This window comes from Variovorax sp. ZS18.2.2, from assembly GCF_024701975.1.
GTDB lineage: Bacteria > Pseudomonadota > Gammaproteobacteria > Burkholderiales > Burkholderiaceae_C > Variovorax.
Window position 1 is genome coordinate 1,945,038 of record NZ_JANLNM010000001.1, and the last position, 13,253, is coordinate 1,958,290.

Here is a 13,253-nt window from a genome sequence, read left to right on the forward strand (position 1 = left end):
AACCTTTTGCACTGGAGCAAACGGATGGCACACGACGACAACGACAACGGAATTTCCTCCGGCAACGAGGCGCTGACGCCCCTGCCCGCGTCCCGCCGCGTGTTCGGCTGGACCGACCACGCCTCGCTCTGGTTCAGCCTGGGCGTCGGGCTGCTGGTGATGCAGATCGGCGCGTACCTCGTGCCGGCCGTGGGCACGCGCGATGCGGCGCTGGCGATTGCGCTCGGCTCCGTCATCGGTGCCGGCCTCTTGGCCTGGACTGCGCGCCTGGGCTGCGAAACCGGTCTTGCGAGCGCGGGCCTCATGCACGCCACCTACGGCAGCGCCTTCGCGCGGTTGCCGGTGCTGCTCAACATCGTGCAGCTGGTGGGCTGGACCACCTTCGAACTGGTGATCATGCGGGAAGGCACGCAGGCCATCGGCCAGGTCGCCTTCGGCGCATCACTGGGCACGTTCTGGGGCGGCGTCTTCACCACCTTGCTCTGGGGCGCGGTGCTGCTGGCACTGCTCGCGGGCTCGATGGTCAAGCTGGTGCGGCGCTTCGTGAGCCGCTTCGGCCTGCCGCTGGTGGTGATCTCGCTGCTCTGGCTGACATGGCAGTTCGCGACGCGGCTGCAGGCCAAGGGCCTGGACGCCTTCTGGGCGCGACCCGGCGACGGCAGCATGGGCATGTTCGGCGCGCTCGACCTCGTGATCGCGATGCCGGTGTCGTGGCTGCCGCTGGTGGCCGACTACGCGCGCCACGGCAAGCGCAGCGCGGGCGGCCTGGGCAGCGCATTCAGCGGCACCTGGATCGGCTACGCGCTCGCCAACATCTGGTGCTATGCGCTCGGCGTGATGGTAGTGAGCGTGGCCGAACCGGGCACGGGCCTGGTCACCGCGCTGCTGCTTGCGCAGGGCGGACTGGTGGCGCTGGGGCTGATCCTCATCGACGAGCTGGACAACGCGTACGGCGATGTCTATTCGGGCTCGGTCTCGACGCACAGCCTTTTGCCGCGATGGAGCGTGAAGCGCTGGGGCTTGTTGCTGGCCGCGCTGTGCATCGCGCTTGCATTGGTGCTGCCGATGCACACGCTCGAACCCTTCCTGCTGCTGTTGAGTTCGGTGTTCGTGCCGCTGTACGGTGTGATCCTCGGGCGGCTCGGCAGCGGTCAGGCGGCGGTGTCGACCGGCACACGCCAGATCGACTGGGCTGCGGCGCTGATCTGGATCGCGGGCATCGCGGCGTACCACGCCCTTGCCAAATGGGCGCCGCAGTTCGGCTCGGCGCTGCCGACGCTGGCCGCGACCTTCGTGCTCGCCTGGATCAGCCGACCAAAACCTTCGCGGGCAGCGGCAGCCGGTGCATCGGCACTGGCGCAAAACCGTGGTTGAGCGGCCCGTGGCCTGCACCGACCTGCACATCCGCTCCGGCCGCCATCGCGCCGAGGATGTAGGCGCGTGCGCGCTCGACGGCTTCGGGCAGCTTCAATCCCAGCGCCAGGTGCGCCGCGATGGCGGACGACAGCGTGCAGCCGGTGCCATGCAGGTTGCGGCTCGCGATGCGCTGCAAGGCCAGGCGCTTGCGGGTGCCGTCCGACTGCAGCAGCACGTCGACCACCTCATTGCCGGGCAGATGGCCGCCCTTGAGCAGCACGGCCTTGGCACCGAGCGCCAGCAGTTCGTCGGCCGCGCCATCGAGCGCATCGATGCCGTCGATGGCATGGCCGATCAGCAAGGCCGCTTCATCGAGATTCGGTGTGACCACCACGGCGCGCGGGAACAGTTCGCGCACCAGCACCTGCACGGTTTCCGAAGCGATCAGGCGATCACCGCTGGTGGCGACCATCACCGGGTCGAGCACCACGTTCGGCAGCTTGTAGTGGTCGATGGCCCAGGCCACGACCTCGACTACCTCGGGCGCATGCAGCATGCCGAGCTTGACGGCATCGACGCCGATGTCCTCAACCACCGCCTGGATCTGCGCCTTGAGAAATTCGGGCGGCACGCCATGGATGCCCGAGACGCCGCGCGTGTTCTGCGCGGTGAGCGCGGTGATGGCCGTCATGCCGTAGCAGCCGAGGGCCGCGAAGGTCTTGAGGTCGGCCTGGATGCCGGCGCCGCCGCCGCTGTCGGAGCCTGCGATGGAGAGTACGCGTGCGTAGCGCAGGGGCAGAGGCAGGGGCACTTGCGGCGCGGAGGAAGGTCCTTGGGTCATGCTGAAAATTATCGGCGACCGGCTCCGTCTTTCTCCCTCCCCTTCCGGGGGAGGGTCAGGGTGGGGGCAAGCGGCGTATCCCTCGGGCGCTCTGGCTGCCCCCATCCCCGCCTTCCCCCAGAGGGGGAAGGAGCAAGACCATGAGCGTGCCATTTCAATCGACCGCAATCATCGGCGCGGGCCTCATGGGACGCCTGATGGCAGTCACGCTCGCACAAGCAGGTTGCAAGGTCTCGCTGTACGAAGCCGGCAGCGCCGACGCTGAAGGCGCAGCCGCGCGCGTGGCCGCAGCAATGCTCGCACCGCTGGCCGAATCGGCTGTAGCACCCGTGTCGGTCGTGCGCATGGGCCACTATGCGCTATCGCGCTGGCCCGAATTGCTCGCGCCGTTGGCACAGCCCGTTTTCTTCCAGCGCGAAGGCACGCTGGTGCTCTGGCATCGGCAGGATGCCACCGAAGCCGCGCGGCTCGAACGCGTGCTCGCTCACACCGCCACCCAGGTGCCCGAGCTCGCGCCGATGCAGGCACTCGACAGCGCGGGCATCGCCGCACTGGAACCATCGCTCGGCCAGCACTTCGCCAAAGGGCTGTTCCTCCCGGGCGAAGGCCAACTCGACAACCGCGCGCTGCTCGCCTCGCTGCTCGCCACGCTCCAGGGCAACCCAAACGTCACGCTGCACTGGCAGTCGCCGCACGTACCGGCCGACTTCTCGCCCGGCGCGCCCGGCCAGCCCGACTGGGTGATCGACTGCCGCGGCCTGGGCGCCCGCCCGCAATGGCGGGCGCTGCGCGGCGTGCGCGGCGAGGTGATCCGCGTGCATGCGCCCGAGGTCACGCTGCGGCGCCCGACACGGCTCGTGCATCCGCGCTATCCGCTCTACATCGCACCCAAGCCCGACCACCTGTTCGTGATCGGCGCGACCGAGATCGAGTCCGACGACATGTCCCCAGCCAGCGTGCGCTCCACGCTCGAGCTGCTGAGCGCGGCCTATGCGGTGCACAGCGGTTTTGCCGAAGCGCGCATCGTGGAGATCGCCACGCAGTGCCGCCCCACGCTGCCCGACAACCTGCCCGCCATCCGCCAGCCGCAGCCGCGCGTGCTGCAGATCAACGGTCTCTACCGCCACGGTTTCATGATCGCGCCGGCGCTGCTCGACGCGGCGATGGAGCTGCTCACGCACGGCCAATCCGCACTCGCGCAGGGCTTCGGCATGGACACCACGACATCCGACGACGCATGACGATGAACATCCTGATCAACGACAAGCCCTACACGCTGCCCGATGGCGCCGCGCTCACCGACGCGCTCACCGCGCTGGAGGCCGTGCCGCCCTTCGCGGTGGCGGTGAACCGCGAGTTCGTGCCGCGCTCGGCCTACGCCGCGCGCGCGCTGCAGCCCGACGACCGCATCGAAGTGATCCGCCCCGTGACGGGCGGCTGAAAAAAAGATTGGAGACGACACCATGACCACCCCGAACGACCCGCTGGTTCTCTACGGCCAGACCTTTCAAAGCCGCCTTCTGCTCGGCACCGCGCGCTACCCCTCGCCCGACCTGCTCGAAGCGGCCGTCAAGCGCGCGAAGCCCGCGATGCTCACCGCCTCGCTGCGCCGCCAGACAGCGAACCAAGGCTCCGGCGGCAACGACACGAGCAACGGCTTCTGGGCGCTGCTGCGCAAGCTGGGCGTGCCCGTGCTGCCCAACACCGCCGGCTGCCACAGCGTGCAGGAGGTGGTCGCCACCGCCCACATGGCGCGCGAGCTGTTCGACACGCCGTGGATCAAGCTCGAGCTCATCGGCGACGACTACACGCTGCAGCCCGACACGCTGAACCTCGTCGACGCCGCCTCGCAGTTGATCCGCGACGGCTTCCAGGTGCTGCCCTACTGCACCGAAGACCTCGTGCTGTGCCAGCGGCTGGTCGACGTGGGCTGCCAGGCCGTCATGCCGTGGGCCGCGCCCATCGGCACCGGCCGTGGCCCGGTCAATCCGTATGCGCTGCAGGTGCTGCGCGAGCGGCTCAAGGTGCCGATGCTGGTCGACGCCGGGCTCGGGCTGCCTTCGCACGCGTGCCAGGTCATGGAGTGGGGCTACGACGGCGTGCTGCTCAACACCGCGGTTGCGCTCGCGCAGGAACCCGTCGCGATGGCCGGCGCTTTTGCCGATGCGGTGCAGGCCGGCCGCACCGCTTACCGCGCCGGCGCGATGGCCGCGCAAGACTCCGCGCAGCCCAGCACGCCCGTGCTCGGCACGCCCTTCTGGCACCACGCGGCATGAACGACGCCCGCTCCATCGCCCACGCCATCGTCGCCGCACACGGGCTGCGCTTCGGCGCGATCACCGCATCGGCCGTGGGCGCCACGCACTTCTCCTCGGACGACGCGGTCTACCGCGGCGCCAAGCAAGCCTGCACGGCGCTCGGCTTCATCGAGGTCGATGCCGAATGCCTCGCGCTTGCCTGGCATGCGCAGACCGAACGCATCGGCCAGTTCGACGCTTCCCGGTGGCCCGACGCGCCCGCCGACTTCGGCATACGTTCGTTTCCGCCCGCCGCGCGCGACGACGCGTTCCTGCCCTGCCCCGAACGGCTCGGCCTCTACGCCGTGCTGCCTGATGCGGCATGGGTTGGCCGCATGGCGCGTGCCGGCGTGCCGACAGTGCAGCTGCGCTTCAAGTCCGACGATGCCGCGGCCGTCGCGCGTGAAGTCCAGGCGGCCGTCGAGGCCGTGCAGGGCACGGGCGCGCTGCTCTTCATCAACGACCACTGGCAGGTCGCCATCGCCGCGCGCGCCTACGGCATCCACCTCGGGCAGGAAGACCTCGATGCCCTCTCGCCGGAGGAACTGCAGCAGCTGCGCGCCTCCGGCCTGCGGCTGGGCGTCAGCACGCACGGCTATGCAGAGATGGTGCGCGCCGATGCAGTGAGCCCGAGCTACATCGCGATGGGCGCGGTCTATCCGACCACGCTCAAGAAGATGGCGACCGCGCCGCAGGGCGTGGCCCGGCTCGCGGCCTATGCGCGCCTGCTGCGCGGCTATCCGCAAGTGGGCATCGGCGGCATCGACGCGGTGCGGCTACCCGAAGTGCTCGCCACCGGCGTGGGCTCGGTTGCCGTGGTGCGCGCGCTGGTGACGGCCACCGATCCCGAGGCCACGGCCGCGCAATGGATGGCGGCCATGGGCGCCGCCATCGGCAACTGAACACATCAAGCAATCAATGACTCAACGACGCTTTCCACATTCCTTTGCCTTGACGCGCTCGCCCATCTCGCATGCGATCGCCGCCGTGCTTTTCGCCGCCGCCTGTAGCGCTCACGCGCAGCAAACCGCGCTGCCCGAAATCGTCGTCAATGAAGGCGCAACGGCGCCACAGGCCGACGTCAGCGGCTTCGGCGACGTGCCCCTGCGCGAGTTGCCACTGTCGGCCACGGTGATCGACAGCAAACAGCTGAACGCCAGCGGCGCGCGCCGGCTCGCCGACCTCACGCAGTTCGACTCCTCGGTCACCGACGCCTACAACTCCGCCGGCTACTGGGACTACCTCACCGTGCGCGGCTTCGTGCTCGACAACCGCTTCAACTACCGGCGCGAAGGCCTGCCGATCAGCGCCGAGACCTCGATCCCGCTCGACAACAAGGAGCGCGTCGAGATCCTGCGCGGCACCAGCGGCATACAGGCCGGCACCAGCGCGCCGGGCGGGCTCGTCAACTACGTGGTGAAGCGCCCGACCGAGCAGGACCTGCGCACGGTGCGCATCGAGACCACCAGCCGCGGCAGCGTGCTCGGCGCGCTCGACCTGGGCGGCCGTTTCGGCGAGAACCGCCAGTTTGGCTATAGGCTCAACGTGGCGAGTGAAAACCTCAAGCCGATCACGCACAACCTGGACGGCAACCGCAACATGTTCTCGCTCGCGGCCGACTGGCGCATCACGCGCGACTCGGTGCTCGAATTCGAGATCGAGCAAAGCCGCAAGACGCAGCCGAGCCAAAACGGCTACAGCCTGCTGGGCAGCGTGCTGCCCGCGCCGGTCGATCCGCGCATCAACCTCAACAACCAGCCGTGGTCGCAGCCCTCGGTATTCAAGGCGCTGACCGGCACCGTGCGCTTCAGCCAGGCGCTGAACGCCGACTGGCGCTGGAGCGCGCAGATCGGCCAGCAGCGCCTGAAGACCGACGACCGCCTGGCCTACGCCTTCGGCTGCAGCGCAGAGGAGAAATACGACCGCTACTGCTCGGACGGCACCTTCGACGTCTACGACTTCCGCAGCGAGAACGAGCGCCGCACACAGACCGCAGGCAGCCTGAACCTGAAGGGCAACGTGATGACCGGCAGCGTGCGCCACGAACTGGGCTTCGGCCTGCTGCAAAGCCGCGTGCGCAACCGCTTCCAGGACCAGGCCTACAACTACGCGGGCACGGGCAACATCTGGGCCACGGCCATGGTGCCGCCGAGCCCCGACGCCATCACGCCGCAGACCAACCGCGACGAACGCTCGACCGAGCTCTCGGTGCAGGACGCGATCCGCTGGAACGACCGCTTCACCACCTGGCTCGGCGCGCGCCATACGCGCCTGGACCGCAGCAGCATCGGCAACGACGGCTCGAACCCGACGGGCTACAAGCAAGGCGTGACCACGCCGTGGATTGCTGCCAGCTACGCCATCCAGCCAGGGCTGCTCGCGTATGCGAGCTGGGGCAAGGGTGTCGAATCGCAGATCGTTCCGAACCGGGGCGACCAGTACAGCAACGCCGGCCAGGCACTGCCCGCACTGAAGTCGCGCCAGTGGGAACTGGGCATCAAGGGCGGCAACGACGCCTTCAACTGGCAGCTCGCGTGGTTCGATATCTCGCGCCCCATGACAAATCTCGACGCATGCAATCGTCTAGGCATCACGCCGTGCGAGGCGAAGTACGACGGCCGCGCCGTGCACCGCGGCCTCGAAGCCGGCGCGCAGTGGACCCAGGGCCCCTGGCGCATCGGCGGCAGCATGACGCTGATGAACGCCAAGCGCCGCGACAGCACCGTCGAACCCGCGAGCAACGGACAGTGGCCGACCAACGTGCCCAAGCAGGTGCTGCGTGCGCAGGCGGCGTATCGCGTGCCTTCGGTGCCGGGTCTGGAAGTGGCGGGCCAGCTGTCGCACGAAGGACGCCGCAACGTGCTCGCGGATGGGTCGATCACGCTGCCCTCGTGGACGCGCGTCGATGCGGTGCTGCGCTACGACACGAAACTGCGCGGCGTGAACACGAGCTGGACGCTGGCTGTCGACAACCTGTTCGACCGCCGCTACTGGAAGGAGTCGCCCTATCAGTTCGGCCACGTCTACCTGTTCCCCGGTGCGCCTCGCACGCTGCGTCTGGGCCTCAGCGTTGCGCTGTGAAGATGCACGAACGAAAGTTTTTTCTGCAAAAGTTCGGGAGGCTTGAGAAGGCCAAAAAAACCGCGCTATAATCTGAGGCTTGTTCCTCGATAGCTCAGTTGGTAGAGCGCCGGACTGTTAATCCGTAGGTCCCTGGTTCGAGCCCAGGTCGAGGAGCCACTACAAGCCGCAAGGCAACTGGATGCCCCGCTACTCAAAAAGGTAGCGGGGCATTTTCAATTGCGGGCCGTTTGTTTATTTGGCAATTGGCACCACCGCTAGACTCGCACCTCGTCCACCGAATCGAGGTCTTCGATGAACAACACGAGTCGATACGAATTCAGCCTGCCTCTTTGCAGCGAAGCGCAGCAGCTGCAGGTCCAGCAAGTGCTCGCGCTCCCCGGCGCGATCACAACGGCAACGGTCAACCGCAGCACCGGATCGGCCGGTTTGACCGTAGAGGCCACCTTCCTTCCTGCCCATTCCCTCGCGCTCATGCAGGCAGAGATCATTGCGCGCATCGCACCCATCGGCCTCCTGCCGGTGCGGACGCCGGGCTGATCGGCAAAGCCGGGCCACGGGAAAAACTCTTACCAGCAGTTTCCAAAGACGACTATTCCTCGACGCCCGAAATCTCGTCAGACTCCGGTCAACTGGAAGGAGGGACGAGGATGACGCGAAGCGAATTCAACGCGCTGTCGAGGCGCGCCCGGTTGCGAGAAACGCCGTCTCGCGATGCCGCATACATGGTTCTCGTCGGCGGCGTGCGCCCCGGCGTCGCGGCCCGCGAAGTCGGCACCAGCCCGCAGGCTCTCACCAACACGCTGCGAAAGCTCAGAGATGCCATGAAGGAGTCCATCGACCACGGCCACACGCATTCCATCGCGGACCATCACATCGGGAGTTGATCGGTCAGCCGGACGGTCGGCGGATTCCAATACAGTCCTGACCATGCATTTCAAGCCGCAAGCTGAACCCGGATTTCCCGATCTCCCCACGCCCCGCCCGCTCGTTCCCCATCGGATCGCACTGGCCCTCGCCTCCGGCACGCTGAGCATCCTGCTCGTCGGCTGTGCCACCAAACCGCCCCCTGCACCCGCGCCGAAGAAACCGGCCAGTACCAAGCCGGCACCTGCCGCTCGCAACGAATCTTCGCGCCCCGCACCGGAGCGTCGGCAGCGAAGCAGTGAACCGGCGCCGGCGACGCCATCTGCATCCGCCCCCGTGGCCAAGGCGGAGCGGAATTTCCTTCGCCCATCGAAGGGCACCGTCATCCAGCAATTCAACGGCCGCAACAGCAAGGGCATCGACTTCGCAGGATCGGAAGGCGATCCCGTCATCGCCGCGCGCGACGGCAAGGTCGTCTATTCGGCCGTGGGTCCGCGTGGCTATGGCCAACTGGTCATGATCAAGCACGATGCGATCTTCGTGACCGCCTACGCGCACAACAGCAAGCTGCTGGTCAAGGAGGGGCAGTCCGTGAAGCGAGGCCAGGCGATCGCCCAGATGGGTCGCACCGAAGCCGATCGCGTCAAGCTGCACTTCGAGTTGCGCAAGAACGGCAATGCGGTCGATCCCATTCCCTATTTCGCTTCGCCCGACTGAGACTGTTCGACGAAGCGATCCGTTGGAACTCAGGCCACCCGCTCAGCGCCCGCTGCCTACCTCGGCTGGAAGGCGATGAGCCCCATTCCGACGAGGCAGACCGCAACGCCCGCCATGTCCCAGGGCGTGGGCCTGATGCCATCCACCGCCCAGAGCCACGCGATGGCCACGCCGATGTACACCCCGCCGTATGCCGCGTAGACGCGGCCGGCGGCCGTGGCATGAAGGGTCAGCAACCATGCAAACACGGCGAGGCTGATCGCGGCAGGCACCAGCAGCCAGGCCGAGCGCCCCTGCTTGAGCCAGAGATACGGCAGATAGCAGCCGACGATCTCGGCAAGCGCCGTCGCGACGTAGAAAAGAAAAGTCCGCATCGCGCGACTTGAAGGGCCGCCGACGCCGAGCGTCGGTCAGTGCTGGACGACGGGGGTGCGCCCCTTCGCGTTGTCGATGGTCGCACTGACGGAGTTGGTGTTGACGGCCAGGGCCACCAGGATGGAGCCGACGAAGGACGGATCGGATGCGCCGCTGAAATTCGAGGCGCCGGCGATGGCCAGGGCCTGCGCGACCTGTTGGCGGGTCAGTTCCGCTGCTGCTTCGCCAACGACATTCTTCTTGGTGGTTGCCATCTGAAAACTCCTCGTGATGAAGGCCCGACTGTAACGGCCCTCGCGCCCTGCCGAGGGCCATCCCCCTGCCCGTTCCGGGGAGCTTGTTGCCCTCTGCCCACGGGCCCCGTACCGGGTAATAATCTCGCCCGCTTCGCCGCGCGCAGACCATGACTTTCGGCACTGGCATGCCGACTCTCCAGGTCGTATCGTCGCGCGGTCGCTGGCGGCGCGACGAATCGGGGGAGGTCAGACAGGCCATGCGGTCCCACTTCGGTATCCGATGAGTGGCGTCTCCCGCTGGGGCGCCTCTTCACTCTTACCTCTCTGGATCCGGACATGGCTTCTTCCAAATTCTCCTTCGCAAGCGCAAGCGTTCTTGCCGGCGTGCTGGTTCTCTCCGGCTGCGCGACCACCGACATGCAAATGGGCAGCCAGTCGGCCAAGACCGTGGCCACGGGCAGCGCCGCCGGTTCGGCCACCTCCGGTGAAAGCAGCGCGCTCGAACGCTGCGATTCGCCGCTGGGCACCGTCTCTCTCATCGAGAACGTCGACGCCGGCTGGTACACCGTCCTCACCGGTGAATACAAGCTCCCGCCCACCGCCAACCTGCTGCGCCTGCTGGTGCAGCAATCGAACTGCTTCGTGGTGGTCGAGCGCGGCGGCGCTGGCATGAACGCCATGACGCGCGAGCGCGCGCTGATGCAGTCCGGCGAAATGCGCGGCGGCAGCAACTTCGGCCGCGGCCAGATGGTAGCTTCCGACTACGGCCTGTCGCCCGAGATCGTGTTCAGCAACAACGACGCCGGCGGCCTTGGCGGCGCGCTCGGCGGCCTGGTGGGCGGCGGCCGCGGCCGTGCCATTGCCAGCATCGGCGCCAGCCTGCAGACCAAGGAAGCCAGCGCGCTCCTGACCCTCATCGACAACCGCTCCGGCGTGCAGGTGGCCGCCGCCGAAGGCAGCGCCTCCAAGACCGACTTCGCGGGCTTCGCCGGCCTGGGTGGCGTCTCTGCCGCGGGCGGCATCGGCGGCTACACGCGCACGCCGCAGGGCAAGGTGATTGCCGCAGCCTTCATGGACGCCTTCAACCAGATGGTCCGGTCGCTGCGCAACTACAAGGCGCAGACGGTGCGTGGCCAAGGCCTGGGCGGCGGTGGCCGGTTGGGCGTGGACGGCGGTGCCGCGCCTTCGCAAACCTCGGTGCCGGGCGCCCCCCGCACGCGCCGCAAGTAAGCGCGGCGGTCCATCGTCCTCGGGACGAGGCCCGGCCCGGATTGCGGCCAGGTCCACAATTCACCCCTCTGGAGGTGAAACACGATGGACGGTTTGGAAGAGACGGCGGAAGCAGCCAAGGGCAAGCTCATCTACCCTTTCGCGGAGCTTCCGCCACGCGGCAAGTCGATCGAAGTCGCCACGGGCGTGCACTGGATCCGGATGCCGCTGCCCTACTCGCTCGATCACATCAACCTGTGGGCGCTCGACGACGGCGCCGGCTGGGCCGTCGTGGACACCGGCGTGCGCACCGAGGAAACGGTAGCTGTCTGGCGCGAGCTCTTCGCCAATTCGCCGGACACGCGCGGCCTCACCCGCGTCTTCGTGACGCACATGCACCCCGACCACGTGGGCATGGCCGGCTGGCTCACGCGCAAGTTCGGCGTGCGGCTGTGGATGACCCGCTCCGAATACCTCATGTGCCGCGTGATGGTGTCCGACACCGGACGCGAGGCGCCGGACGATGCCATCGCCTTCTACCGCCGCGCCGGCTGGAGCGATGCCGCCATCGAGACCTACCGCACGCGCTTCGGCAATTTCGGCAAGCACATCCATCCGCTGCCCGACAGCTTCCGGCGGCTTCGCGACGGCGAGGTGCTGCGCATCGGCGCGCACGATTGGCGCATCGTCACCGGCAACGGCCATTCGCCCGAGCACGCGTGCCTGTACTGCCCCGACCTCAAGCTGCTGATCTCGGGCGACCAGATCCTGCCGCGCATCTCGTCGAACGTCTCGGTCTCGCCCATCGAGCCCGATGCCGACCCGATGGCCGACTGGCTCTCCTCGCTCGCCAAGCTCAGGCGCGAAGTGCCCGACGACGTGCTCGTTCTGCCCTCGCACAACGAATGCTTCCGTGGCCTGCATGCGCGCATCGACCGGCTGCAGCAGGGACAGGAGCGCTCGCTCGACCGGTTGCGCAATACGTTGAAGACGCCCAAGCGCGCGGTCGATGTGTTCGCGAGCCTCTTCGCGCGCAGCATCGCCGAGTCCGACGTGCAACTGCTGGGCATGGCGACCGGCGAAAGCCTCGCCTGCCTCAACTACCTGCTGCACCGCGGCGAGATCGCGTGCGACATCGCCGGGGATGGTGTGGCCCGGTATCGATCGATATCCGCCGTCTGACCGCAGGCCTGACGGTCAGACGGTGAGCACGACCTTGCCGATGTGCCCCGCGCGCTCCAGGTAGCGGTGGGCCTGCACCACGTCGTCGAGCGCGAAGGCCCGGTCGATGCGCACCTGCAGCGTGCCGTCGGCGAGGCCTGCGTCGATGAAGGCCAGTGCGCGGCCGAGCGCAACCTCGTCGCGCGGCAATCCCATCGTGGCCGCGCCGGTGTGCTCCAGCACCTTGTAGACGTGGAAGCGCCAGCTCTTGCGGAACTGCGCGATCACCGGGTACTTGAATTCCGCGCCACCCGAGAGGCCATACAGCACGTACCAGCCGCGGTGCGCGACCAGGTCGCCGAGCCGTTCGACCTGCGCGCCGCCCACGCCGTCGTACACCAGGTCGACGCCGCGGCCATCGGTGAGCTTCATCACGCGCTCGACCACGTCTTCATCGTCTGTCACGACCACATGCGTCGCACCCGCCTCGCGCAGCGCATCCCGCTTGGCAGCCGTGCGCGTAACCGCGATGGCGACGATGTCCACCGCGCGCGCCATCTGCAGCGCGGCGATACCGGTGCCCGATGAAGCCCCGGTGACGAGCATCGTCTGACCGCGCTTCAACTGCGCCATCTCGAACATCGGGAAGTAGCCCGTGAGGTAGGCCATGTAGGCGCCCGCGGCTTGCGCGGCCGACAGGTTGCCGGGATACCGCACCACGTGCGCCGCCGGCAGAAGGATGTCTTCGCCGTAGGTGGGATACCGGCCTTGGCCCGCACCCGGCAGCACCGCGACCCTGTCCCCTACCTTCAGCCCCTCGACGCCCGCACCCACCGCCTCGATGACACCGGCAGCCTCGTTGCCCAGCCCGGCCGGCAACGTCGCGTCTTCGACATACAGGTTCTCGCGCCACAGCGCATCGGCCCGGTTCAGGCCGATGGCCTGCACCGCGATGCGCACTTCGCCAGCGCCGGGTGCCGGCGTCGCGACCTCCTCGACCTTCAGGACCTCGGCGCCGCCGAACGTGTGGAAGCGAACCATCTTGCTCATGAAAAACTCCTTCTTCTTGAATGACCGATGGCATCAATCTAGAGGCCGCAGGACAATCAAAGA

General features: G+C 67.8%; 15 protein-coding genes and 1 tRNA gene. 12 read left to right on the forward strand and 4 right to left on the reverse strand.

Going from position 1 to position 13,253, the window contains the following annotated elements; all coding sequences use genetic code 11:
• The first annotated feature begins 24 nt into the window (after positions 1–24).
• Positions 25–1,374 (forward strand): cytosine permease, encoded by a 1,350-nt coding sequence (locus NU688_RS09125; protein WP_257860217.1) that lies wholly within the window; start codon positions 25–27, stop codon positions 1,372–1,374.
• Here NU688_RS09125 and thiD read toward each other — a convergent pair.
• A complete protein-coding gene (gene thiD, locus NU688_RS09130) occupies positions 1,307–2,197 on the reverse strand; it encodes a bifunctional hydroxymethylpyrimidine kinase/phosphomethylpyrimidine kinase (RefSeq protein ID WP_257860218.1) in 891 nt (296 codons plus the stop codon). The two genes, NU688_RS09125 and thiD, sit on opposite strands and share 68 nt — an antisense overlap.
• 140 nt (positions 2,198–2,337) lie before the next feature.
• On the opposite strand from thiD, the gene NU688_RS09135 reads away from it, so the two are divergent.
• The 9 genes from NU688_RS09135 to NU688_RS09175 all read left to right on the forward strand — a co-directional run bounded on the left by NU688_RS09135 (position 2,338) and on the right by NU688_RS09175 (position 9,159).
• Positions 2,338–3,438, forward strand: coding sequence for an FAD-dependent oxidoreductase (locus NU688_RS09135; protein ID WP_257860219.1), 1,101 nt, complete (start codon positions 2,338–2,340; stop codon positions 3,436–3,438).
• Positions 3,435–3,638 carry a sulfur carrier protein ThiS gene (gene thiS / locus NU688_RS09140; protein ID WP_257860220.1) on the forward strand — a complete coding sequence of 68 codons (204 nt, stop codon included), beginning with the start codon at positions 3,435–3,437 and terminating at the stop codon, positions 3,636–3,638. Before NU688_RS09135 ends, thiS begins: the two co-directional genes overlap by 4 nt.
• A gap of 22 nt (positions 3,639–3,660) precedes the next feature.
• Positions 3,661–4,473 carry a thiazole synthase gene (locus tag NU688_RS09145; RefSeq protein WP_257860221.1) on the forward strand — a complete coding sequence of 271 codons (813 nt, stop codon included), beginning with the start codon at positions 3,661–3,663 and terminating at the stop codon, positions 4,471–4,473.
• The gene (gene thiE / locus NU688_RS09150; RefSeq protein WP_257860222.1) at positions 4,470–5,396 is read left to right on the forward strand and encodes a thiamine phosphate synthase; all 927 of its coding nucleotides are present in this window, start codon (positions 4,470–4,472) and stop codon (positions 5,394–5,396) included. The genes NU688_RS09145 and thiE overlap by 4 nt, the downstream gene beginning before the upstream one ends.
• A 16-nt stretch (positions 5,397–5,412) precedes the next feature.
• Positions 5,413–7,575: a TonB-dependent siderophore receptor gene (locus tag NU688_RS09155; protein ID WP_257860224.1), complete on the forward strand. Its 2,163-nt coding sequence runs from the start codon at positions 5,413–5,415 to the stop codon at positions 7,573–7,575.
• Between the two features lie 83 nt (positions 7,576–7,658).
• A tRNA-Asn gene (locus tag NU688_RS09160) sits at positions 7,659–7,734 on the forward strand.
• A gap of 135 nt (positions 7,735–7,869) precedes the next feature.
• Positions 7,870–8,115 (forward strand): hypothetical protein, encoded by a 246-nt coding sequence (locus NU688_RS09165; protein ID WP_257860225.1) that lies wholly within the window; start codon positions 7,870–7,872, stop codon positions 8,113–8,115.
• Between the two features lie 110 nt (positions 8,116–8,225).
• Positions 8,226–8,462 (forward strand): hypothetical protein, encoded by a 237-nt coding sequence (locus tag NU688_RS09170; RefSeq protein WP_257860226.1) that lies wholly within the window; start codon positions 8,226–8,228, stop codon positions 8,460–8,462.
• Between the two features lie 43 nt (positions 8,463–8,505).
• Positions 8,506–9,159, forward strand: a complete 654-nt coding sequence (locus NU688_RS09175; protein WP_257860227.1) for a M23 family metallopeptidase — start codon at positions 8,506–8,508, stop codon at positions 9,157–9,159.
• A 56-nt stretch (positions 9,160–9,215) separates the two neighbouring features.
• Here the strand turns inward: NU688_RS09175 and NU688_RS09180 are convergent, their stop codons facing one another.
• Both NU688_RS09180 and NU688_RS09185 read right to left on the reverse strand, forming a co-directional pair.
• Entirely contained in the window at positions 9,216–9,533 is a 318-nt protein-coding gene (locus NU688_RS09180; protein WP_257860228.1) for a YnfA family protein, read from the reverse strand.
• A gap of 36 nt (positions 9,534–9,569) precedes the next feature.
• Positions 9,570–9,788 (reverse strand): hypothetical protein, encoded by a 219-nt coding sequence (locus NU688_RS09185; RefSeq protein WP_257860230.1) that lies wholly within the window; start codon positions 9,786–9,788, stop codon positions 9,570–9,572.
• Between the two features lie 318 nt (positions 9,789–10,106).
• On the opposite strand from NU688_RS09185, the gene NU688_RS09190 reads away from it, so the two are divergent.
• A complete protein-coding gene (locus NU688_RS09190) occupies positions 10,107–11,000 on the forward strand; it encodes a CsgG/HfaB family protein (RefSeq protein ID WP_257860231.1) in 894 nt (297 codons plus the stop codon).
• An 84-nt stretch (positions 11,001–11,084) separates the two neighbouring features.
• Positions 11,085–12,161: an MBL fold metallo-hydrolase gene (locus NU688_RS09195; RefSeq protein WP_257860232.1), complete on the forward strand. Its 1,077-nt coding sequence runs from the start codon at positions 11,085–11,087 to the stop codon at positions 12,159–12,161.
• A gap of 15 nt (positions 12,162–12,176) precedes the next feature.
• Here NU688_RS09195 and NU688_RS09200 read toward each other — a convergent pair whose 3' ends face one another.
• Positions 12,177–13,190, reverse strand: a complete 1,014-nt coding sequence (locus NU688_RS09200) for a zinc-dependent alcohol dehydrogenase family protein (protein WP_257860233.1) — start codon at positions 13,188–13,190, stop codon at positions 12,177–12,179.
• Positions 13,191–13,253: the final 63 nt, after the last annotated feature.

Bases quoted from the DNA above. Each gene is read 5' to 3' on its own strand.
- NU688_RS09175 (WP_257860227.1), top strand. From the start codon at position 8,506: ATGCATTTCAAGCCGCAAGCTGAACCCGGATTTCCCGATCTCCCCACG.
- NU688_RS09200 (WP_257860233.1), bottom strand. From the start codon at position 13,190: ATGAGCAAGATGGTTCGCTTCCACACGTTCGGCGGCGCCGAGGTCCTG.
- NU688_RS09190 (WP_257860231.1), top strand. From the start codon at position 10,107: ATGGCTTCTTCCAAATTCTCCTTCGCAAGCGCAAGCGTTCTTGCCGGC.
- NU688_RS09170 (WP_257860226.1), top strand. From the start codon at position 8,226: ATGACGCGAAGCGAATTCAACGCGCTGTCGAGGCGCGCCCGGTTGCGA.
- NU688_RS09195 (WP_257860232.1), top strand. From the start codon at position 11,085: ATGGACGGTTTGGAAGAGACGGCGGAAGCAGCCAAGGGCAAGCTCATC.
- NU688_RS09125 (WP_257860217.1), top strand. From the start codon at position 25: ATGGCACACGACGACAACGACAACGGAATTTCCTCCGGCAACGAGGCG.
- thiS (WP_257860220.1), top strand. From the start codon at position 3,435: ATGACGATGAACATCCTGATCAACGACAAGCCCTACACGCTGCCCGAT.
- NU688_RS09135 (WP_257860219.1), top strand. From the start codon at position 2,338: ATGAGCGTGCCATTTCAATCGACCGCAATCATCGGCGCGGGCCTCATG.
- NU688_RS09145 (WP_257860221.1), top strand. From the start codon at position 3,661: ATGACCACCCCGAACGACCCGCTGGTTCTCTACGGCCAGACCTTTCAA.
- NU688_RS09165 (WP_257860225.1), top strand. From the start codon at position 7,870: ATGAACAACACGAGTCGATACGAATTCAGCCTGCCTCTTTGCAGCGAA.
- NU688_RS09155 (WP_257860224.1), top strand. From the start codon at position 5,413: ATGACTCAACGACGCTTTCCACATTCCTTTGCCTTGACGCGCTCGCCC.
- thiE (WP_257860222.1), top strand. From the start codon at position 4,470: ATGAACGACGCCCGCTCCATCGCCCACGCCATCGTCGCCGCACACGGG.
- NU688_RS09180 (WP_257860228.1), bottom strand. From the start codon at position 9,533: ATGCGGACTTTTCTTTTCTACGTCGCGACGGCGCTTGCCGAGATCGTC.
- NU688_RS09185 (WP_257860230.1), bottom strand. From the start codon at position 9,788: ATGGCAACCACCAAGAAGAATGTCGTTGGCGAAGCAGCAGCGGAACTG.
- thiD (WP_257860218.1), bottom strand. From the start codon at position 2,197: ATGACCCAAGGACCTTCCTCCGCGCCGCAAGTGCCCCTGCCTCTGCCC.